The 19,809-nt window shown below is 60.0% G+C and carries 22 protein-coding genes; 16 read left to right on the top strand and 6 right to left on the bottom strand.

Annotation, left to right across the window (positions count from 1 at the left end):
- Positions 1 to 32: 32 nt before the first annotated feature.
- Complete coding sequence (locus tag AC07X9_RS20095) at positions 33 to 2,606, top strand: TonB-dependent receptor (protein ID WP_086486077.1); 2,574 nt, start codon at positions 33 to 35, stop codon at positions 2,604 to 2,606.
- Positions 2,606 to 4,675 (top strand): Atxe2 family lasso peptide isopeptidase, encoded by a 2,070-nt coding sequence (locus tag AC07X9_RS20090; protein WP_086486078.1) that lies wholly within the window; start codon positions 2,606 to 2,608, stop codon positions 4,673 to 4,675. The genes AC07X9_RS20095 and AC07X9_RS20090 overlap by 1 nt, the downstream gene beginning before the upstream one ends.
- Before the next feature lie 28 nt (positions 4,676 to 4,703).
- Here the strand turns inward: AC07X9_RS20090 and AC07X9_RS20085 are convergent, their stop codons facing one another.
- The 6 genes from AC07X9_RS20085 to AC07X9_RS20060 form a co-directional block, all read right to left on the bottom strand.
- Positions 4,704 to 6,452 carry an asparagine synthase-related protein gene (locus AC07X9_RS20085; protein ID WP_086486079.1) on the bottom strand — a complete coding sequence of 583 codons (1,749 nt, stop codon included), beginning with the start codon at positions 6,450 to 6,452 and terminating at the stop codon, positions 4,704 to 4,706.
- Positions 6,452 to 7,096 carry a lasso peptide biosynthesis B2 protein gene (locus tag AC07X9_RS20080; RefSeq protein ID WP_086486080.1) on the bottom strand — a complete coding sequence of 215 codons (645 nt, stop codon included), beginning with the start codon at positions 7,094 to 7,096 and terminating at the stop codon, positions 6,452 to 6,454. Before AC07X9_RS20080 ends, AC07X9_RS20085 begins: the two co-directional genes overlap by 1 nt.
- A gap of 67 nt (positions 7,097 to 7,163) precedes the next feature.
- Positions 7,164 to 7,298: a benenodin family lasso peptide gene (locus tag AC07X9_RS20075; protein WP_254908118.1), complete on the bottom strand. Its 135-nt coding sequence runs from the start codon at positions 7,296 to 7,298 to the stop codon at positions 7,164 to 7,166.
- Between the two features lie 171 nt (positions 7,299 to 7,469).
- Positions 7,470 to 8,099 carry a GntR family transcriptional regulator gene (locus tag AC07X9_RS20070; RefSeq protein ID WP_086486081.1) on the bottom strand — a complete coding sequence of 210 codons (630 nt, stop codon included), beginning with the start codon at positions 8,097 to 8,099 and terminating at the stop codon, positions 7,470 to 7,472.
- An 8-nt stretch (positions 8,100 to 8,107) separates the two neighbouring features.
- A complete protein-coding gene (locus AC07X9_RS20065) occupies positions 8,108 to 8,530 on the bottom strand; it encodes a helix-turn-helix domain-containing protein (protein WP_086486082.1) in 423 nt (140 codons plus the stop codon).
- A gap of 211 nt (positions 8,531 to 8,741) precedes the next feature.
- Positions 8,742 to 9,161, bottom strand: coding sequence for a hypothetical protein (locus AC07X9_RS20060; protein WP_140159616.1), 420 nt, complete (start codon positions 9,159 to 9,161; stop codon positions 8,742 to 8,744).
- Positions 9,162 to 9,221: 60 nt separating this feature from the next.
- Here AC07X9_RS20060 and AC07X9_RS20055 point away from each other — a divergent pair, with 60 nt between their 5' ends.
- The 14 genes from AC07X9_RS20055 to AC07X9_RS19990 all read left to right on the top strand — a co-directional run bounded on the left by AC07X9_RS20055 (position 9,222) and on the right by AC07X9_RS19990 (position 19,666).
- Positions 9,222 to 9,419, top strand: coding sequence for a hypothetical protein (locus AC07X9_RS20055; RefSeq protein ID WP_140159617.1), 198 nt, complete (start codon positions 9,222 to 9,224; stop codon positions 9,417 to 9,419).
- A 54-nt stretch (positions 9,420 to 9,473) separates the two neighbouring features.
- Complete coding sequence (locus tag AC07X9_RS20050) at positions 9,474 to 9,749, top strand: hypothetical protein (protein ID WP_278373517.1); 276 nt, start codon at positions 9,474 to 9,476, stop codon at positions 9,747 to 9,749.
- Positions 9,746 to 10,546, top strand: a complete 801-nt coding sequence (locus AC07X9_RS20045) for a DsbC family protein (protein WP_086486084.1) — start codon at positions 9,746 to 9,748, stop codon at positions 10,544 to 10,546. Before AC07X9_RS20050 ends, AC07X9_RS20045 begins: the two co-directional genes overlap by 4 nt.
- A 174-nt stretch (positions 10,547 to 10,720) precedes the next feature.
- Positions 10,721 to 11,038: a hypothetical protein gene (locus tag AC07X9_RS20040; RefSeq protein ID WP_086486085.1), complete on the top strand. Its 318-nt coding sequence runs from the start codon at positions 10,721 to 10,723 to the stop codon at positions 11,036 to 11,038.
- A gap of 120 nt (positions 11,039 to 11,158) precedes the next feature.
- Positions 11,159 to 11,425: a type IV conjugative transfer system protein TraL gene (locus AC07X9_RS20035; RefSeq protein WP_086486402.1), complete on the top strand. Its 267-nt coding sequence runs from the start codon at positions 11,159 to 11,161 to the stop codon at positions 11,423 to 11,425.
- 12 nt (positions 11,426 to 11,437) lie between these two features.
- Positions 11,438 to 12,076 carry a TraE/TraK family type IV conjugative transfer system protein gene (locus tag AC07X9_RS20030; RefSeq protein WP_086486086.1) on the top strand — a complete coding sequence of 213 codons (639 nt, stop codon included), beginning with the start codon at positions 11,438 to 11,440 and terminating at the stop codon, positions 12,074 to 12,076.
- On the top strand, positions 12,060 to 12,857 hold the full coding sequence (locus AC07X9_RS20025; protein ID WP_086486087.1) for a type-F conjugative transfer system secretin TraK: 798 nt from the start codon (positions 12,060 to 12,062) through the stop codon (positions 12,855 to 12,857). The genes AC07X9_RS20030 and AC07X9_RS20025 overlap by 17 nt, the downstream gene beginning before the upstream one ends.
- 95 nt (positions 12,858 to 12,952) lie before the next feature.
- On the top strand, positions 12,953 to 14,203 hold the full coding sequence (locus AC07X9_RS20020; RefSeq protein WP_414711425.1) for a TraB/VirB10 family protein: 1,251 nt from the start codon (positions 12,953 to 12,955) through the stop codon (positions 14,201 to 14,203).
- Positions 14,203 to 14,868: a TraV family lipoprotein gene (locus AC07X9_RS20015; RefSeq protein ID WP_086486088.1), complete on the top strand. Its 666-nt coding sequence runs from the start codon at positions 14,203 to 14,205 to the stop codon at positions 14,866 to 14,868. The genes AC07X9_RS20020 and AC07X9_RS20015 overlap by 1 nt, the downstream gene beginning before the upstream one ends.
- Positions 14,865 to 17,384, top strand: a complete 2,520-nt coding sequence (locus AC07X9_RS20010) for a TraC family protein (protein WP_086486089.1) — start codon at positions 14,865 to 14,867, stop codon at positions 17,382 to 17,384. Before AC07X9_RS20015 ends, AC07X9_RS20010 begins: the two co-directional genes overlap by 4 nt.
- Positions 17,384 to 17,743: a hypothetical protein gene (locus tag AC07X9_RS20005; RefSeq protein ID WP_086486090.1), complete on the top strand. Its 360-nt coding sequence runs from the start codon at positions 17,384 to 17,386 to the stop codon at positions 17,741 to 17,743. The genes AC07X9_RS20010 and AC07X9_RS20005 overlap by 1 nt, the downstream gene beginning before the upstream one ends.
- Entirely contained in the window at positions 17,740 to 18,006 is a 267-nt protein-coding gene (locus tag AC07X9_RS20000) for a hypothetical protein (RefSeq protein ID WP_140159619.1), read from the top strand. The genes AC07X9_RS20005 and AC07X9_RS20000 overlap by 4 nt, the downstream gene beginning before the upstream one ends.
- Positions 18,007 to 18,056: 50 nt before the next feature.
- Positions 18,057 to 18,653, top strand: coding sequence for a conjugal transfer protein TraW (locus tag AC07X9_RS19995; RefSeq protein WP_086486405.1), 597 nt, complete (start codon positions 18,057 to 18,059; stop codon positions 18,651 to 18,653).
- Positions 18,650 to 19,666, top strand: coding sequence for a TraU family protein (locus AC07X9_RS19990; protein ID WP_140159620.1), 1,017 nt, complete (start codon positions 18,650 to 18,652; stop codon positions 19,664 to 19,666). Before AC07X9_RS19995 ends, AC07X9_RS19990 begins: the two co-directional genes overlap by 4 nt.
- Positions 19,667 to 19,809 lie beyond the last annotated feature (143 nt).

Here is a 19,809-nt window from a genome sequence, read left to right as displayed (position 1 = left end):
AAGAGGCCCTGCGGAACAAGGGGGCAAGTTTCATGCGTATCGGTAAAATTGCACTTCTCAGCGGCGTTGCACTTTCCATGTGCATTCTGGTTCCCCAGATCCATGCCCAGGAAGCACCCAAAAGCTACGATCTGCCTGAGCAGGATCTTGGCGATGCGCTGCGCGCCATAGCCAGGATGAGCGATTATCAACTCGTTGCCGACGGCCGGTCGCTCAAGGGTCGTCGCGCCCCGTCTCTCGCCGGGGCCTACACGCTCGAAGACGCTGTAGCCGCCCTCCTCGCGCCTTCGGGCCTCACCGCTGACATCAGGGAGCGCACCATCACCCTGCGGGGGCGAGAAGCGCCGTCGCGCGAGGCGGTAACCAGCGCGACGGACATCGAACTGTCGGTCACCGGATCCCGCATTCGCGGCGCGAAGCCAACATCTCCGGTAATCTCGGCGAGCCGCGAGAAAATCGTCGAGCTCGGCCATAGCGACCTTGGATCATTCGCACGCAGCATCCCGCAAAATTATAATGGCGGCCAGAACCCAGGCGTGGTGTCCGCTCGGCAGAATGGTTCGGAAAATGTCACGTCGTCGTCCGCCCTTAACCTCAGGGGACTGGGCGCAGACGCTACGCTCACCCTGCTCAACGGACATCGGCTTGCCTATGACGCGGTGAGCCAGGGCATCGATATCTCGGCTATCCCGCTGGCCGCGATCGAGCGGGTCGAAATTGTCGCTGACGGCGCATCGGCACTTTATGGTTCCGATGCGGTCGGCGGCGTCGCCAACATTATCCTCCGCCGCGATTTCGACGGCCTGGAAACCAGCGCGAGAATTGGCGGCGCGACCGATGGCGGGGCGTTTCAGCAGCAATATAGCGGCGTGACGGGTCGCCGATGGAATAGCGGCGGCATCATGATCGCCGGCGATTTCGCCAAGGCGACCGACGTCTCTGCCGGCCAGCGTTCCTACACGCATGGCGATGTGAACCCTGAAATGACCATATTTCCGTCAAACAAGCAATTGAGCGCTGTGGTTGCAGGCCATCAATCCTTGGGCGACGTCATGGAGTTCGGGCTCGATGCCCACTATATCCGCCGTAAATCCCGTTTCTCACTGCCCAATGGCAGCGGCACGAATATTCAGTCCGGCGCCACCGCCTCCCCGGACGTCGAGAGTTGGTCGATCAGCCCTTCCCTCACCTTCCACCTGCCTGCCGACTGGGAAATGACCGCCCGCTTCACGCGCGCTATCAGCGATAGCGGGGTCAAGGCGGAAGTCTTCTCAGGCAGCAGCCGGTTGTTCGTCAACGATGTGCGCTACAAGAATGACCTTTGGTCAGCAGAGTTCAGCAGTGAAGGCCCTCTCTTTGCCTTACCGGGTGGCGACGCACGTGTCGCGCTGGGGGCCGGACTGCGTGCCAACGGCCTGGATGGCTCGATCTTCAGAACGACGTCAACTGCAACCTTTGCCATCCAAAATTATACAGACTCGCAGACCGCTCTATTCGCTTATGGCGAGATGTTTCTGCCGCTCATCGCTGGCGCAAATGCATTGCCCCTCATTCACGCGCTGGAGATCACCGGCGCGTTGCGATATGAACGCTATGACCAGATGGGCAGCCTTGCGACACCCAAGCTTGGCATTGCCTATCAGCCGATCGCCGATCTGACGCTCAAGGCTGCGTGGGGGAAATCGTTCAAGGCGCCGACGCTCAGCCAATTAAATATCGCTCCGCAGGCAACGCTTTACGCTTCAAGCCGATACCTGCCAGCGCCTCCAACCAACGAAAATGTTCTGCAGATCGACGGAAGTCGAAAGGCGCTGGAGCCTGAAAAGGCCAGGACCCTTACATTCACCGTCCAGTTGGAGCCTTCATCGATAGCGGGTCTGAAACTCGAGGCCAGTTTCTTCGACGTCCGCTACAAAAACCGCGTAACCTATCCCATAGCGTCCAGTTCGCAGGCATTCAGGGACGAATATGCCGACCTCATCATTCTCAATCCGACCCTCGATCAGGTATTGGCGGCAACTGCCAGCCTGCCGCTCGGCGTTCAAAATCTAAGTGGCGCCGCTTATGATCCTGCAAATCTTGCTGCGATCGTCTACACCGGATATCAGAATGTCGCCCGTCAACATATTCAGGGGGTGGATAGTTCGATCGCCTATGCTTTCTTTACCGGCAGCAGCGATTTCAAGCTTGAAGCCAATGCAAGCTACCTCAAAAGCGATCAGCAGCTAAGCGCGGGGCAACCCGTCTTCGAACAGGCCGGCACCATATTCCGGCCACCGCACTGGCGCGGGAGCGCGAACGCTAGCTGGAAGCGCGGCGAGATAAGCATAGCGATCGCCTATAATTATCTTGGCGGCACCAAAGACAGCCGAACCAGCACGACCTACCGGGTCAAAGCCTTTCATTCGGCTGACGCCACCATTGGTTGGAAGCCTCACGGTAGCGGCCTCTGGGCTGGTTGGTCATTCCTACTTGCGAGCCAGAACATCCTGAATCGGAAGCCGTCGCTTATTCGCACGACAAGCGTCGCCCTGCCCAATTATGATGCGACAAATTATCCCGCGATCGGGCGCACCATCAGTCTTACCCTTTCCAAGGCCTGGTAATGCTCATCTCCCTCGCGATGAGCCTTGCTGGCGCAGCTACGGCCGCCCTGCCGGTCGTAGCTGCGGATCTGGATTGCGCGAAGATGTTAGAGATTCGCCGGCCGGCGGGAGCCACTCGCCCCATCGAGGCCACCGATCTCATCGAGACTCTGGATATCGGCTCCAATGGCGGGATGGAAAGCGATCCTGTTTTTACCCTCTCGCCCGATCAATCACGCCTCGCTGTTGCCGTGCGAAGGGCCGACGGGAGGTCCAACAGCTATTGCTCCGGCATCTATATCGTCAACCAGGATGGGCAAGCATCGCTGATCGACGCGGGACCCGGCGTCGCCTTCTGGCGCTATGATAATTTCTTTGGCACGCGAGGATTTCCTACTGGCATCACCAAGGTCATCACGCCTTTATGGTCTTCAAACGGAGACAATCTGGCTTTTCTGAAGCTCGTCAATGATCGGTTGCAATTGTGGCGTTGGGATGTGGGGGGCCATAGTCGCCCCGTCGCAGCACCAGAAGATGATATCGTCGATTTTCGCTTCGGGGCCGACGGCAAAAGCCTGGTGTACAAGCAGCGCGCGGATGGTTCGTCGACGGAAGAGCTGAACCAGGAAGCGGCACGGGGCTACCGTCTCGATGATCGCTTCTTTCCATTCGCGTCGCGCGCGCCCTTTCCGCGCGGTGGTGCTTCCTATCGTTTTTATAGAGTGGATCTGGACGGCAGCGCTCGCGGGCCAGCAACCCAGGCGGAGATCGCCGCCTTCACCAACGATCGATCCGCGGCTCTGCGCAGCGGCGCGATAATGGTCGATGTCAAAGCGGATGCCGAGGGTATGAGCCGGATCCATATGGTGTTCGGGACGGCGGCGCAGTTTTGTCGCCGCGCCAGCTGCACCGACATCGAAGGTCAGCCATGGGTCACGCAGGCCGGACATATCCGGTTCGTACGGCGAGAAGGATGGGGCCGAAGCCTCGCTGCCATTTACGAATGGAAGGGCGGCGACACAGATCCTGCCCGCCTTTTCCAGACGAGCGACCTACTCAGGGGATGCGTACCCATCGACGATGATGCCCTGTGTGTGCGCGAAAACGCGACCCGGCCCCGATATATAGACAGGATCAGTCTGCAGGACGGCAAGAGCAGGCCCATCTTCGAGCCAAATCCCGATTATGCAATGATCATCCGCGGTAGAGTTGAGCGGCTGCAATGGACCAATGCGATGGGAATCCGCAGCTTTGGCGATCTTGTCTATCCACCGACATTCCAGCCGAGCCGCCGCTATCCGCTGATTATCACCCAATATGAAAGTAGGGGATTTCTGCGCGGGGGCACGGGCGATGAATTCCCCATCCAGCTTTTCGCAAAGGCAGGATATCTGGTCCTCAACATCGAGCGCCCCCAATCGCCCGTCTCCGCCAAGCATCTTACGCCACTTGAACGGCAAAGGCGCGAAAATGCCGACTTTTTCGCACGACGCAATATCCTGTCGACCATAGAGACCAAGGTCTTGGAGTTGATCGACGCAGGCCTGGTCGATCCGGACAGGATCGGGATTACTGGACTCAGTGACGGCTCGACAACGACACAATTTGCGGCGCTGCACAGCCAAATGTTCAAGGCTGCATCGATTAGCGGCTGCTGCTGGGAGCCCTCCCAGACCTGGCTTCTGGGTGCCGCCATCCAGCAACATTATCAAAGCATAGGCTGGCCCGCTTCGCCAGACGCCAGTTCAGCCATCTGGTCGCAAATGTCGCTTTCCCGCAATGCCAGCCGCGTTGCTTTCCCCATTCTCATGCAAGTGGCTGATGGTGAGCTTTACCCCACGCTGGAAGCCGTACGCGCGCTGCGCGCTGCCAATAGTCCGGTTGATGTCTATATCTTCCCTGACGAACTCCATATCAAGCGCCAGCCAATCCACCGCCTGAACGTCTATCGCCGCAATCTACGATGGTTCGATTTCTGGCTGATGGACAAGATGCCCGCCGATGGCATCGAGCGTGAGGAAGCGTCGCGCTGGGCGCAGATGAGGAGAGATTGGAAACAAGACCCAATACATTTGCCGACATCGGATTAGATGCTCAGCGCGCTACATAGCCGCTACATCATCCGCGCCATTGTTCGATCCAAGCTTCCATGTCGAGCAGAGCCGATAGGCGCATATAGCTCAGCTCTAAGCCGGAATCGGATGCCAAGGCCACGGCTAGAGTGTCGGCATCAACCATGCCCCGCGCGACCAGCTGGCCGTCCATCAGGCGGTCGCAAACTTCCTTCCTTTTGCTGCGGAGAAGAGCGATTGCAAAACTGCTCGGACTGCCCTTGCGCCGCCGGTCCCGGATGATCGGCGGCAATGCATCATGATAGGCCTTGCGTGCGACGGCGCGGTCGCGGCCGCCCTCGACCATGTGCCAGGCGGGTATTGCAAGCGCCAGTTCGACAATGGGCTGGGAGATGAGCGGATTTATGAGCGGCATGTCGAAGGCGCGCAGATAGCCCTCAAGGTGATTCTGGATGCGCAGCAGAAAGGCAACATGCCCAACCTTGCCTGCGCGCGCGCCATTCTGTTCTTCAAGCCACGGATGGGATAGCGGCCTGGACATTATGTCTTGCCGGGCCTCACGCGTCATGAATTGGAGATTATACTGCCAGGCATAGGGGCGTTTTAGCTGTCGATATTGACGCACGGCCTGGCACAAAACCGTCCATGCCGATAACTCCAATTTTCCGGCAATATCGTGCAATGTTCGCAAGGCGTCGGCACCAAGGCCTCGTGCTCTTATGCAATCAAGCAACGGGCGCAGCGAATTGCTGTTGTAAAAGACATTGTCTCCGCCACTGCCGGTGTAGATTGCATCGGCTTCCGCCACCCCTGCCACACGCATCGCGGCGGCGTGAAAAGCGGTCTCATGGATCAGGCCAATCGGCTTGGGAAAATGTCTGGCGCTCGACACGGAAAGGTCGATGTCAGCCAAATCATAGTGCGCCTCGATCAGAGAAGCACCGACAGCGCTGGCCATAGCATGGGCATAGTCCCGTTCATTCCCAAGCCCATCCCCGGTGCTGATCGTAACACAGCTAAAGGGCCTTTTGCTTGTTCTCAAAGCCGAGGCGACAATTGATGAATCAAGGCCACCCGACAAGGTCAGGAGTGCAGCGCCTGTGGTTGACGCCCATGATGCAACGCAATGATCCACAGTCCGCTTTAGGCGCTCCTCCATCGCCGCCGCGCCAGGCCGCTCTACCGGCGATATATGGTCCCAGGGTGACCAGAAGCTAGTTACACTGCTCTGCTCGTCCTCAAGACGCTCATAGGTTCCCGGCAAAATCTCCCGAACATGTTGAATGGCCGTCCTTGTAGCAGGCAAATCTTTTGCAGCGAGATAACGCGGTATTTTGTCCCAAGCGATTGTCGGCTTCAAAATACCGGCGGACACGAAGAGAGATACGTCGGACGCCGCTGCCCAGCCACCCGATAGCGGGATAATATAGCAGGGCATCGCGCCGGAGGGATCCCGCATCATTGTCAAACCGCCGCCATCGGCAAGCAGGGCGACATATCCACCCCAAAAGCGGTCACGCAGCGACCCTTTAGGATCAGATTGCGCCAAAGGCTCGAGCCATTGCAGATCGTCAGGTGCTATTCTGCTGGCAGGCCCATATTTTGCAAACAGGGTGCCAAGGATATATCCCCTGCCACCCGGTATGATCAGAACATCCTCGATCGATCGGACAAGGATCGCGAGCCCTTGTTGCTGGATGGCGTGACGCAGGCCGGTCGCGCTCTGCGCTCGCTGGATCAGCCCGTCGAGCGCAACCTGCGCCGAACTCGAAAATATGAGAAACTGACGCAGCATCAGACGCAAAAAATTGGTTGGAAGGGTCGAATATTCTCAAGTCGGTCATTGAGGACGGTATCGCCGGACTGCACCCAGCAATGCGCAGAGAAAGGTTGGGCACTTACGCCCATCACCAACGTCGCGGCCATGCCAGATGCACGGACCATATCGACATAGGCGATCGAGCTTGAGAGGCAATGGCGATGCCGGGGGCGCAATGGCGCAGTCGCAGCAAATGCCTGGCTAAAGCCTATGAAATCCTCCGCGCGGTTGGCGGTATTGGCCGGATGGCGCGTCCCAAGTCGGTTGATAATCACCTCAAAACTGGACAGGCGCAGCCACACAATTGCGCGAAGCTGGCAGAGGATGCATCGCATCGCATAGCGAACAAAGGGCGATGACGGTTTAAGACTGAAATCCCTGGTTGGCCTTTCGATAGCAGCCGGGCGGATTGGCGCGCAGGCGCCATCGCAGCGGATGAGAATGCGCGCGCGCTCCAGCTCCGCAAGTTCAGGCACGGGCTTTTCATCTTGCGAGAATTTTTGAAAGGCGCTGTCCCATTCCGGTTTGAGCGCGAAATAGCGGTCGCCGGGCACATCGAAGAATATCGTGCGGCCGTCGGACACGCAAAAATGAAGACCGTCGCGAAGCCTGTAAGCCATGCTCGCACCTATTGCTGAGTGGCGAGAAGAAAGGCGCGCATCGCCAGGGATGCGCGCCTTTCCACGATCAGTCGTCGGCAATGCCCATTTGCCGGATTTCGGTGCCCAGACTGTCGGCGTTGCCGACGCCGGCACCCATGGTCACGACCGAGGCAGCGCCCAGATCGACGACCAGTTCGTCATGTTCGATGATGTTCGTCATGTTCATCTCCATCACAAAGCCGCACTATTTGCGGCGTCCATAATGGTAGGCGGCAGATGACATATATCCGATCTTATATGCTCCCATTCTGAGAGCTTATAAGCTTGATCCGTCAATCGACTCACAGTCGTTTAGTCTTCGGCTTGTTAAGCCGTTCATTTAGCGCCGCTGCTAAATCCTCACTCCTCTGGTGGCAGCCAATGAAATCTCATCAGCGCGTAACAGACGTCGACGGTGATATTGCCACATTGCGATACGCGTCGCATTTCTGTTGCCCGAACGGGTGACATTCCAAAGCGTCGCGAGTTCTTCACCCTGCCGCCCGATGCCACCCTCATGGAGACGCAGGATGGCGAGTCGCTCTCCGGCCTGGATGATGGCGTCGAGATGCTCGCCATTGGGCGAACAGCCTGCCAGCAAGGAGAAGAACTCGGCCGCAGCGGCCGCGATGGCAGCACCATCGGCTGTCTTGCTGACTAGGGCGACGGGCGGAGCGCCGATTTCCTCGAAACGGATCATCACCTTCACGATCAGGCGAACAATGTCGGCATGCCAACTATAGAGATGAAAGGCGCTGCGTCTGCTAAGGGTCGGAATCGCGAAGCCGCCACCGCCCTGCATGTCGACAAGTCGCTCGCCGACCAGACGGTTCAAAGCATCGCGGACTGGGGAAATACTGGTCCCAAACCTCTCGGCAAGGGTCTGGGCGACCAATGGCAGGCCCGGTTGGAACCTGCCTGCTATGATCAGTTGCTTGATCTCCCGGTGAACCCGGGCGGCCGTATAGGCGTCAGGCGCCATGGCGCCACCTATGCTGCAGTGCCTGAGTCTGCCGGACCATTTTGCCCACCACCAGTCGGGCGGAGAAAGGTCCTCAGGCTCAGGCCAGATATGAATTCTATGCAGCGGGCTTCGAGTTCATACATGTCATCGAGGAAAAAATGGCGTGGAAAGTGCATATGATGCTCCAGAAACAGCATTGGAATGAGGAGATGCGCCGCCGAAAGGCCAAGGGCGTGCGTGCAGGCGACATGATCGTCGAAACGGGACTTCGGGTTGCCCGCTTCGATTTCGCGCAGCCAGCGCACGCCGATCCCGACATCGGCGGCAAGTTGCTGTTGGGTTATACGATGGCGCCTGCGCCGTTCTTCAATGCGGCGACCAGAGATCGACTTGACCTCGGCCAGTATCGACGCCCCCTCTTCAAAGGCGCCACCTTGAGATGAGATCATCAGGTCCTCCCTGATCGCGTCTCAAAGCGTCCATGCACGTTCCAACGACCGCAGATTCGCGTGGATGACGCAACGCGTCAAATATATTCGTTTCCATTTTGAGACTATCGATTTCCCCCATAGCACCGTCGCGCTCGGGATAGGCAGACATGGCGTTCCAGTGCCGCAATTGTCCTGATCGGATCATATCTCTCGCTGTCGGTCGACCCTGCTATTTTTTTGCGATGCCCGCCTGCACGCGCTGCCAGGCCTTGGCTAGCTCATGATCTTCACAGCTTTCCATCAGCATGATCGCCAGATTGTGCAATGCTCCGACAGAGAGACGGACACCGATCAAATCCGATTCCGCGAGCCGACTGAGGATGGAGTCCGTCGCGCCATTGAGCGCAGCGGTTGCACCGACAAAATGCTCGCATTTGCCTGCCAGACGCTTGAGCGATGGCATGGTCAGCTCTGCTACGAGCGCGTCGGTTTCCACCTTTTCCATGAGCATCACAGCAACGCCCAGGGTTGCGCCATAGGGAATGAAGCTCCTGGCGATCCGGGCGAGACGGTGGTGCTGGGCAAGGAACAGGTCTGTCCCCTCTTCCGACAAGCGCAGCCGGTACGTCCGCGAACGATGCCCTGTCATGCCTCAAGCCCTTTGCGATTCGGGTGGATGACCCCTTGATCAAGACGACCGAGCGCGAATTTGAAGTCGCTCACCGCCAATTTTTTCTCAAATTTGCCAAAAAACGGCACTGAGATGCCGATTTCGGCACTTCAGTGCCGCTTTCGGCATCTCAGTGCCCTCCCCATTGCGACCATGAGAAAGCTGGCGCAACTGATGGCCATCGCGATGTGGACGACAAATTTCAGGCTGCTGCGGCAGAGAAAAGCCCAAGCCTGACCGTCATCTTGCGTCGCACCGGAGGGCTAAACGCCTTCGCAACAGGAGACCTATATGAAACTGGCAATTGGGCCTGCCGTTGCGGCAGGGATGGTATCGGCTGCCTTGCTGGCACCATCAATAGGATGGTCACGCCCGGCGAAAATGCCGGTGGCCCTTATGCCCCTGGCGCATCTCGATATCGGTGAGGCGAACGGGCAATTTGTGATCCGTCCCAAACCAGCTGCATCCCCGACCTCGGCTGATCTTTTGCCGATTGGCGCATCGATCATGATCGATGCACGCCTCATTGAAGCCCAGGCCCGGCGTTACGGGGAACTGGCCCGATGAAATACGCCCCTGCGCTCACCGCCTTCGCCTCCATTTTTGCGCTTGCCGGTCCCAGCCAGGCTGAGGACGCGACGTCGGAACCCAGCCTTGCCATTGTTGCAAAAGCCGCTGAGAAACAGCTGCGCCAGACCTTCACCAATCTCCAGTTCGAGGATTTTGGGCCATCGCCGGTCGCAGGGCCGATTTATCAGGCAAGTGCCGGTGGTCGGCTTATCTATTATGCCCCGCAAAGCGAGCATATCCTCTTTGCGACCATCTATGATCGCAATGGTCTCAACCTCACTGCGCTGGATCAGGAAAACCGGGCGCGCAAGCAATTATCCGCGATCGATCCGGCGCAGGCGCTGGCGATTGGCCCGGAGAATGCGCCCATAATCATCGAGTTTACCGATCCCGACTGTCCCTATTGCCGCGCGCTCGACCGCTTCTGGGCGACTAAGGCTGCCGAAGGGAAGCCGGTGCGCCGCCTCATCTTCTTCGTGTCGGGCATTCACCCGGACGCTGCATCAAAGGCCGAGCATATCTTTTGCTCACCTGAACCGGCAGCTGCGTTCAAAGCCCTATATGATGGCGCGAAACCGGCAAAGCTGGAGACCTGTCCCAAAGGACGCGCGAAGGTTGAAGCCGATAGCGCGCTGGTCCGCAAGATCGGCGTGAGCGGGACCCCCACCCTGATCGCCAATGGCACGATCATTTCGGGGTTCCAGCAGGCGCAGCTGGAGGCGTTTCTCGATACGCCACAAAGTAGGCCACTGGGAAAGACCCCTTCGAAGGCATTGCCCGATGCACACCGGTGATGCCTCTCATCCTGCCATGGCTCCCTTGTCTCCTGCGCGTGCGGGAACAGGCGGACCGGAATGCCGGCGGTCGCGCGCTCATGGAGCTGTCCCATGCGACCTTCGGCGTGCCAGCGAGATCATTCGCGGGCGAGGCGTAGCTGCGGACGGCTCCCTTTTCGATGGAGACCAAAGATGATGACCCTATCGCGCAACCGCGCGCTTGCCCTTGCCGACCATGGCACCACTGCCCTTGTGGCGCTGCTCGCCATGACCGGTATCGCCCATGCTTTTTCCGCGCCCGCCGCCGGCGACCTTGGCTACGATATCTACGACATCGTGGTGAACCAGGGCGTCAAGGGACCGCTGGGCTTTGTTGGCGGCGTTGCGGCATTCCTGTTTGGCGTATCGCGCCTGTTTTCCAATATCATGATCGGTATCCCGACCATCGTGGCGGCGGTCTGCCTCATCAAGGCCGACAGCATCCTCCAGTCCTTCGGGATGACCATCTGACCTGATTGGCACGGATTTCGGGCGTTCGCCCGAACGCCATGCCTTCCGAGCTGGAAAGCCAATGGTGGCTTTTCAGAACGCCCCGCCGTGCGGGTAGCGAAGCCTGAGGAGAAGGGTATCATGGACGAACGTCTGCCCCAGTATTTGCATCGGCCTGTCCAGATTCTCTGGTTTGGGTCGGACGAGTTTATACTGGTCATGTCGACCATCTTCGTCGGACTAATCGTTGGCGGACTGATCGGCTGGTCGCTCGTTGGTGCCCTTCTCCTTTTCATCCCCTGGAAGCGGTCCAAACCCCGCGGCTTCCTGCCGCATCTCGCCTGGCGCTGGGGACTGCTGTCCTTTCCCCATTATCCAGGGCCCACCCAGACCCGCTTCTACGAGTGAGGGAGAAGGCAAATGTCGCTCTTTAGCCGCAAGGCCGGTGCTCCGCCCGATCCGCTGATCGGCAAGCCTGCCAGCTTTGGCATTCACCGCTATCTTCAGGGTTCCTCGAACCTCTTTGAAGAAAACCGCCTGCTCAAATTTGCGATTGTCGGTCTGTTCGGCATTACCGCAGTGCTGGGCGCGGTCGTCTATTCAAGCGACCAGAACAGGCGCACGGTCGTCGTGCCCTTCGGCGCCAGCGGCGATCTCTATGTGACCGGTTCCACACCCTCAAGCGGCTATTTGCGGGCGATGACGCGTAACATCGTCACGCTGTCGGGCACCTATTCGGCCTATTCCGCCGATCGCCAGTTCCAGGAACTGCTCTCGATAGTGCACCCGTCCGCCTATGAAAGCATGCGTGACACGCTGAACGGGGTGCTCGACGAACTCTCGACCAATCCGACCCTGTCGATCGCCACCTATATCCGGCCCGATCAGCCCGTCAGCTGGACCGACAGTCAGATCATGGTTCCGGTCGAAAAGGTTCGTGTCATCGGCGGCGTCATCCGCAAATTCCGCGGCACGCTGCGCATTGGCTACGCCATCGAAAATGGCCGCTTCTGGCTCACCCGCCTGTCCGAGGAGAAATTCGATGCCGAACTTGGGTAAAAGCGCGCGTGCGCCGCTCTCCTGCGCGCTGCGCGCACGCACGCCACTCTGCTGCCTTGCTCTTGTCATGGCTATGCCTGCCTTCGGACAGTCGATCACCGCTCTGCCCGATCAGACCAGCACAATCCGCCTCTCCAACCGCGACGTCAATCATCTGGTCTGCGTTGGCGGCGAAATCGAGGATGTCAAATTCTCGGCGGAGAAAGCGATCAGTGTCGAGAAAGGCGGTTCGGACGCCTGGATCAAATTTCTGGTAAAGGAGGTCGATGACGCAGGTGCCGTCACGCGTAGCTTCGTGACAACGGCGTCAGAATTTTTCGTCACCTGCAATGGCGCCATCTATCCGCTCTATGCCGAGCCATCGGATATTCCGGCCCAGACCGTCACGCTTGCGCCAGGCAGCGCCCAGCGGGCCAGAGCCAATGATGAGCTGTTGGCACCGCTGGTCGAGGAAGAGCGTACCGTCTCGATCACGCTGGCCATGCTCCAGGACCGTATTCCGGCGAGCTTCTCGGCCGTCGCGCCGCGTGCCGGACCTATCCATGTCGCCACCCTGCCTGACGCCCGCATCAGCGAAATACGCCGTGTAGCGGTCGAGGGCTCTGGTCTTTCCGCATCGGAATATAGAGTCGAGGTGTCCACAGCGACCCAGCTGGATGAACGGCTGTTCCTCGATTCAGCACTGGGCGCACGGATATTCTCGGTCACCGCCGACAGACTGGATCTTAAGGCTGGTGAAACAGCACGAGTCATCATTGTGCGTCGGGGAGAGGGGCTGTGAGCGAGAAAGTCCCGCCGCGCAGCCGCAGCCGCGCTGCCCCATTCAAACCGCAGGCCAGCGAAGTCGACAAGCCTTACAAAACAGACGCCTCCCAGATCGCACCCCCCGAACCTAGCCCTCCAATCTCTCGCGGTCCAGCGCTGCTCGACCTCAAGATCCATTGGGCCGCAATGTCGGCGAGCCAGAAGCTGCGGGCCAAACAGGCAGGCCTTGCCGCCACTGTGGCGGTGCTGGGCTATGGTCTTTATACAGCTTCGGGCAATAGCGCGACCGATCAGCCGGTCATCCCTGCTGCCTCCAAGCTTGATATGGGCGCGGGACTGCGCGGCGACAGCCTCGAAACCAAGCTGCGCGGCGATGTCCGCAAGATTCTCGACGGCCAGACATTGCTTGGCGATCGCATCACCGCGATTGAAGAGGGCAAGGTCATCCCCGGCAGCAAGCCACCGGGCTCTTTGTCGGACGGCGAAGACCTTCCCTCCGCCTTGCCAGGCAGCGCGCCCGCTTTTCCAGACCCTCCGGGCAATGCAGAACTGGACAGCGCGCTGGGCGATATTCCGCCCCCTGCCCCACCAATCGCACCACCGGCGCCTCCAGCGCCACCGGTGGAAAAGACCGTCGGCGCGATCGGCGCGGCGACCGCCACCCTTTCGGCCGTAACGGGAAAGGAGGGGACGCCGTCGGCAGCGCGAAAAAAGACCCGGACGATCTATTTGCCGCCTGGTTTCATGAAGGCGCGACTGCTCACCGGTATCGACGCGCTGGCGAGCCGCGACGCGACGTCCAATCCGGAACCCCTGATCGCTCGCGTCCAGGCCCCCGCCGTCCTGCCCAATGATGTTAAAGCCAATCTGGCCGGCTGTTTTGTCATCGGCAATGCGACGGGCAGCCTCGCCAAAGAGCGGGTCGAGGTCCAGCTGGTCTCTCTGTCCTGCGTCGATTTCGACGAACATTCGGTGGTCGACATGCCCGTCAAAGGCTTTTTCGTCGATACCGATGGCAAGAAGGGTCTGTCAGGCAAAGTCGTGACACGCGCCGGCGCTGCGCTGGCACGAACCTTTATCGCGGGCACCGTCAGCGGCTTTACCAGTTCGGTCGAGACCAGCTTTGGCGATCTCTCGACCTCAGCGCTCGGATCGGTGCGATCGCTCGATGCGGGCGATGCCGCCAAAAGCGGGCTGGCAGGCGGCCTCTCCAAATCCTCCGATAAGCTCACCGACTTCTATCTCGACCTCGCCCGCCAGGCCGGACCCATCGTCGAGGTCGGTGCAGCCAAGGATGTGGTGGTCGTCATCCAGGAGGGCGTGACCCTCGAAATCAAACCTACAGCGGGGAGCAAATTCTGATGTCGATCCTTAGCGAAAATAAAGCGTCCGCGCCGCTACTGCCTCGTGCATCGAGGTGCCCCGGACGCAGCATCCTCCTGGCTGGCGCAGTGTTGCTGCTGCCCGCCTGCACAACTGTCGGCTCGCTGATGTCGCCCTATAGCGAAAAGTTCAGCTGCAAGAATAGCGATCATGGCCAGTGCATCCACCCGGACAAAGCCTATGCCGACGCGGTCGCCGATGTGCCGTCGCGTTCCGACCCGGCGGTGACCAACGACAAGGCGATGCTGCGTGACAAGGCCAATAGTCCTGCCAACAGCGGTGCGGGCAAGCGCAGAAGCAACGGCGCTGCTCCCTTCAACGGCTATCGCGACAGCGTGTATCGAGAGCTGCAGGGTCTGGTCGAAGCGCCAGTTACGCCGATGCTCCGGCCTGGGCGCACGGTCCGCACGCTGATCCTGCCCTATGCCGACCGCGAGCGGCCCGACCGGCTCTACATGCCGCGCTATGTCTATGCCATTCTCGAACGACCCCAATGGGTGGTCGGCGATTATCTTGTCAATCCAGTCCAGCCTGCAGCCCGCGTCCCCATATTAGAACAGATACGCGAGCGGCCTTCAGTTGATCGCGCCAGCCAAGGCGAACCTGCCGCCGTGCCTGCTTTGCCTGTGGAGACACAGCCATGAGCCCGCTCGGCGCGCGAAATGGCGGCGGCCTGACCATCTCAGCGTTGCACCGCGCGGTTGCGCGCGACGCCTATTCCGATTTCCTGCCGATGGTCGCCTGGGACGCGCAGGAAGAGGCGTTCCTGTGCATCGATGATGGCTGGGGCCACGCCTGGGAACTTGTGCCATCGGCCTATATGTTTGCCCATGTCCATCAGGCGCTTCTGGGTTTGCTCAACGTCCATTTTCCAGATGGCACGGTTCTTCAGCTCCACGGCTTTGCCGATCCGCTGATCGATGACGCGCTTGACGCTTTCCTGGATCTGAAGACCCGGCCCGATCCGCTGATCCAGGCCTCGGCGCAGCGCACCGCCGATTACATGCGCGCCGGTACCCAGGGGTTGGACGCGCTGCACGGCATTCCCGTCCGCAATTTTCGGCTATTTCTCTCGATCAAGACGCGGGTGAAACTGGGCTCGGATCTGCGACGGCAGGTCGAAGAGCAGCTGTCCAAGCTTGGCATCCGCAGATTGCCGCCAGAAGAACTGGTGCGCTTCTATCGCCGGATATTCAACGGTCTCTTCGCGACTGCACCTGGCATTTTTGCCGATGGCGGCAATGGTCATCCCGCGCCCCCTATCCGCAAGCAGATCATCGATGCCGGACCCGATCTGCTATTCGACGGGTCCGAGGTCTTTCTTGGGTGCCAGGTCGCGCGCTGCCTGACGCCGCGGGCCCCCGCGCGGCGTATCACCGCCGAGCGCGCCAACCGGCTGTTGGGCGGCATGCGCGGCGCTGCCGAAGATAGCGATCAGATTGGTGGTCCCTTCCTCATCACGCTCAACATCCTCTTTGATCATAGCCAGTTTGAAATTCACAAACGCGCCCAGATTTTGTCCGCACAAAAGGCCGCAGGCAGTTTCGCGGTCGAGGTCGGTAAGCAGATCGAAGAAATTGGCTGGGTGCTGGATGAGGCTGGCAATAGCCGCTTCCTCTCAGTGATACCTATGGTCTGGGTGTTTGGTCGCGACAGCGCCCAGGCGCGCGAAATGGCCGCGCGCGCCAAACGGCTCTGGGAGAGCGAACCGCTTCCCTGGATGATGCAGGAGGAGAGCTATCTCAATCCGGTCCTGCTGCCGATGAGCCTGCCCTTTGGGCTTTACCCGGAAAAGCGGATGATGCGTTTGCTGGAGCGCGACTTTCGCATGCCGGTCAAAGCCGCAGTGCTCCTGGCCCCGGTGCAGAGTGACTTTCGCGGTGGTGGGCGCCCGGCGCTGCTCTACACGGGGCGCAAGGGCCAGCTTATCACGCTCGACCTGTTCGATCCGCGCATCAACAATTATAATTTCATCGTTTCGGCCGAAAGCGGCGCGGGCAAGAGCTTCCTGCTTAATAATCTGTGCCAGCAATATTATGCCCAAGGCGCGCTCATCCGCATCATCGATATCGGCGGGAGCTATCGCAAACTCTGCACGCTGTGTTCAGGACGCTATATCGACATTGGCGAGGAGCGCCTGGTTCTCAATCCCTTCGATATGGGGTTTGCGCTCGATGGCGACGACCGCCAGTCGGCCATTTCCATGGCGGTCGCCATCGTCGCAGAAATGGCCAATGCCGCCACGCGCAAGGGCGTCTCGACCTCGGAATGGAATCTGCTCAAATCCGCCGTCCAGTGGACGATCGATGAGGGCCATGCCGAAGAAGGCATTGATGCGGTCCGTGCCTGGCTGGGCGCCTATCCGCAATTTGCGACTTCCGATCTCGACCGGGTCGATCATCTGGTCCCCGTCGCGCGCGAGCTTGCCTTCAATCTGCGCGATTTTGGCAGCGAAGGCGCGTACGGCCATTTCTTCAACGGACCGTCGACCTTCGACATAAGCCGCGACGAATTTGTCGTGCTGGAGCTCGAACGGCTCAAATCCATGCCAGACCTGTTCAACGTCATCGTCATGGTAGTGGTGAATGCGGTCACGCAGGAACTGTATCTTTCGGCCCGTGACCGGCCCCGCTTTGTCCTGTGCGATGAAGCCGCCCAGTTCATGACGCGGAGCGAAGGCCAGGATCTCTCCCGGCTCGCCGAAGCGTTCGGCCAGGGCTACAGGCGGGCGCGCAAATATCAGGGCAGTTTCGGGGTGGTGCTCCAGTCGCTCAATGACCTGCTGCTCTTTGGCGGCACCGGCCAGGTGATCCTGGAAAACGCCGCCACCCGTTTCCTGCTGCAGGGCTCGACCTATGCCCAGGCGGTCGAAAACAAGATCCTCGATTATTCCGGGTTCGTGCTCAATCTGTTGAAATCGGTCCGCAACAACAAGCCCCATTATAGTGAGGTCTTCATCGACTCCCCGCTGGGCCTTGGCGTGGCCCGCCTCGTGGTCGATCCCTTTTCCTACTGGATCAATACGTCAGCCCCCAATGAGGTGGCCGCATTCGACGCATTGATCCGCGCGGGACGCAGTCCGTTGGAAGCCGTGTGCGAACTGGCAGGCGTCGATCCGGCGCAGATATTGCCTTCCCGATCCGGCGAGGAGATCGTCTGATGCGCCGGACAGCCCCCCATCCTGACCAGTTGCCGCTCGGATTTGGCAGGGATGCCGAGATCGAGCGCATGATCGAGGCGCGGGTTGCGATCCGCGCCGAGGCTGAGGCGGTACGCTGGCGGTTCCGGCTGATGATCGTGGAAACCGTGCTTCTCACCACGATGGTGATCGTCACCGGGCTGGTTCTCCACCAGCCCACCGCGATCATTGCGCGCGGCGCGCTTTTGATTGGTGCGACGTGCCTGAGTACGGGCATCCTGCTCATTTTGCTGACCGGCTTAATGGGCAAGCTTTTGTCCAGGACCCGCCAATGGCGGTCACGGCGCAGCGATGCGATCCTGCCATGGCGGCGGCCATGAACGGGATATTCTCGCCCCGGCCCTGCCAGACCGCGATCCGGTTGATGATCGGCGCGCATTTGCTGCTCATCATTGAGGCAGGGCTCCTCGCTTGGTCGACAAGCATCATCGATATGCCGCTCCGGCTTATCTTGGGCGGCACCGCGATGCTTGCCCTGTTCGCTTTTGCAAGCGCTGTTCATGGTGGAAGCGGCGGTGATGGAGAGGTCTGGCGACCCCGGCGCGGCCACGCCACCGCCGCCATGCGGGAGGCAGGGCGATGAAGCGCATGCTGTCGGATTTCGCTGGCCGAGCGCGCTGCCGGGCGGCCATCATGCTAATCGCAACGGCTTTCCCTGCCGCGGCACTGGCCAATAGCGCTACGATCGGACGGACCTGGCCGATCGCCGAGCCCGATGCGCTGGCTGAAATCGAAGCCCAGGCCGCGCGCCAGCCTGCCAATATGGCAGCCAGCTTCGGGCCGCGTTCCGGTTGGTCGGCGATGCAGTCCGCCCCTCTGGCCACGGTTATACAGGATCGCACGCGCTACGTCGTGCCCTTCTACACCCTCGATCAGGAGATCCGCCTTCCCGATGGCAGATTACTTTACCCCAAAGGGTTCACCTTCAACCCGCTGACCTATGTGTCGTTGCCCCAAAGGCTGGTGATCGTCACCCCGCGCGACCTTCCATGGGCGCTCGATCATGCCGCGCTGACCGATTTCATCCTGCTGGCGTCCGGTATTGCTGGCGACGCGGACGCTATTACGCTGGGGGAGCGGCATGGCCGCGCGCTGTTCATCCTGGAGGATAGGGTGAAAGAGCGGCTCGGCCTGACCCACGCGCCGGTCATTGTGCGCCAGATGGGGCAGCGCCTTGAGTTGCAGGAAGTGCGGGTTGGTACTCGTGCTGGCGCAAAGGCAAGCCGATGATCCGCGCCTGCACCCTTTTGCGTTCGGCCGCGATTGGCATGGCGATCGCCCTGCTTTCGCCAGCGACACCGGCTCTCGCCTCCAAATGTGAGGCAGACACGATCTTCAATCCCGTAACCAAGGTCCGCTGGAACTGCATCTTCCCGATCACCATCGGCGGCGTCCGGGTCGGCAGTTTTGACAAGCTCGACAAAGCACTCGATGCCCAGTCGGCCTCAAAACCTTTATGCGCCTGCCGAAAGGGGGCCAGCTTCTGGTTTGGGGTGAAGGTCAGCTTCTGGTCTCCCAATCGCATGGTCGATGTCGTAACAGAACCAGGCTGCATGATGGCGCTGGGTGCCGATCTGATGCCGACCGGCGGCAAGCTCCAGGGCAGCCAGTCCTCAATCGCCGACGGCACCAATAGTCGCAAGATGTTCGCGCAGATGCACTATTATATCGCGCCGGTCTGGAAGATGCTCGACATGTTCACAGACCTGCCCTGCATCGAAGATGAAGGGTTCGACGTCGCGATGATTACTGAGGTCCTGCCAACCTGGCAGTCAGGCACGCTTGGCGCGATCATTCAACCTGAAGGCATCTTGTTCGGCAACCCCGCAGCGGGCCTGGCTTGCATGGCCGACAGCGCCGCCGCGGCAGCGGGCAAGGTGATCGATCCGCTTTTCTGGTGCATGGGCAGCTGGGGTGCGACCTATCCGATCGCAGGCGACATTCATTTCGATGACAGTGTCGAGGCCTGGGCGGGATTAGCCGCGCGCGGCACTTTCATGATGGGGCGGCTTGGCGCGCTGACCATCTCGTCGCCTGATGGCTGTTCGTTCAAACCGCAGCCGATCTGGACCAAGAGCCGCTACAAGCTGCAGCTTATGGAGCCGGTCAAGGGCGGCAAATGCGTCAATATCGGGCGTCCCGGCGCGCTCTGGTCAAGCGCCAAACATGCGCCGGGCAAAGACAATGCCCAATTCATGCTGTTTGAGAAGGTCATCTGCTGCGCCGGGATCTCGACCCCATGAGCAGTCTTCCTTTCCCCTCCCTCGCACCGGTGCGGGCTTGTTCCGCGCCTGCCCGCCACAGCCGTGGTTGCGGTCCCGCACGGTGCGAGGACGGAGCGATGGCGTCGTCCCCCGACGTTGTCGCTCCACCTATGGTCAGCACG

Source organism: Sphingobium sp. GW456-12-10-14-TSB1, assembly GCF_059424385.1.
Note: the sequence above shows the minus strand (reverse complement) of the source record. Positions and strands in the feature narration are given on the sequence as shown.

Bases quoted from the DNA above. Each gene is read 5' to 3' on its own strand.
- AC07X9_RS20060 (WP_140159616.1), bottom strand. From the start codon at position 9,161: ATGACAGGGCATCGTTCGCGGACGTACCGGCTGCGCTTGTCGGAAGAG.
- AC07X9_RS20065 (WP_086486082.1), bottom strand. From the start codon at position 8,530: ATGATCTCATCTCAAGGTGGCGCCTTTGAAGAGGGGGCGTCGATACTG.
- AC07X9_RS20025 (WP_086486087.1), top strand. From the start codon at position 12,060: ATGCCGAACTTGGGTAAAAGCGCGCGTGCGCCGCTCTCCTGCGCGCTG.
- AC07X9_RS20035 (WP_086486402.1), top strand. From the start codon at position 11,159: ATGGACGAACGTCTGCCCCAGTATTTGCATCGGCCTGTCCAGATTCTC.
- AC07X9_RS20030 (WP_086486086.1), top strand. From the start codon at position 11,438: ATGTCGCTCTTTAGCCGCAAGGCCGGTGCTCCGCCCGATCCGCTGATC.
- AC07X9_RS20015 (WP_086486088.1), top strand. From the start codon at position 14,203: ATGTCGATCCTTAGCGAAAATAAAGCGTCCGCGCCGCTACTGCCTCGT.
- AC07X9_RS20070 (WP_086486081.1), bottom strand. From the start codon at position 8,099: ATGGCGCCTGACGCCTATACGGCCGCCCGGGTTCACCGGGAGATCAAG.
- AC07X9_RS20075 (WP_254908118.1), bottom strand. From the start codon at position 7,298: ATGACGAACATCATCGAACATGACGAACTGGTCGTCGATCTGGGCGCT.
- AC07X9_RS20010 (WP_086486089.1), top strand. From the start codon at position 14,865: ATGAGCCCGCTCGGCGCGCGAAATGGCGGCGGCCTGACCATCTCAGCG.
- AC07X9_RS20040 (WP_086486085.1), top strand. From the start codon at position 10,721: ATGATGACCCTATCGCGCAACCGCGCGCTTGCCCTTGCCGACCATGGC.
- AC07X9_RS19995 (WP_086486405.1), top strand. From the start codon at position 18,057: ATGCTAATCGCAACGGCTTTCCCTGCCGCGGCACTGGCCAATAGCGCT.
- AC07X9_RS20050 (WP_278373517.1), top strand. From the start codon at position 9,474: ATGAAACTGGCAATTGGGCCTGCCGTTGCGGCAGGGATGGTATCGGCT.
- AC07X9_RS20095 (WP_086486077.1), top strand. From the start codon at position 33: ATGCGTATCGGTAAAATTGCACTTCTCAGCGGCGTTGCACTTTCCATG.
- AC07X9_RS20090 (WP_086486078.1), top strand. From the start codon at position 2,606: ATGCTCATCTCCCTCGCGATGAGCCTTGCTGGCGCAGCTACGGCCGCC.
- AC07X9_RS20000 (WP_140159619.1), top strand. From the start codon at position 17,740: ATGAACGGGATATTCTCGCCCCGGCCCTGCCAGACCGCGATCCGGTTG.
- AC07X9_RS20005 (WP_086486090.1), top strand. From the start codon at position 17,384: ATGCGCCGGACAGCCCCCCATCCTGACCAGTTGCCGCTCGGATTTGGC.
- AC07X9_RS20080 (WP_086486080.1), bottom strand. From the start codon at position 7,096: ATGGCTTACAGGCTTCGCGACGGTCTTCATTTTTGCGTGTCCGACGGC.
- AC07X9_RS20045 (WP_086486084.1), top strand. From the start codon at position 9,746: ATGAAATACGCCCCTGCGCTCACCGCCTTCGCCTCCATTTTTGCGCTT.
- AC07X9_RS19990 (WP_140159620.1), top strand. From the start codon at position 18,650: ATGATCCGCGCCTGCACCCTTTTGCGTTCGGCCGCGATTGGCATGGCG.
- AC07X9_RS20085 (WP_086486079.1), bottom strand. From the start codon at position 6,452: ATGCTGCGTCAGTTTCTCATATTTTCGAGTTCGGCGCAGGTTGCGCTC.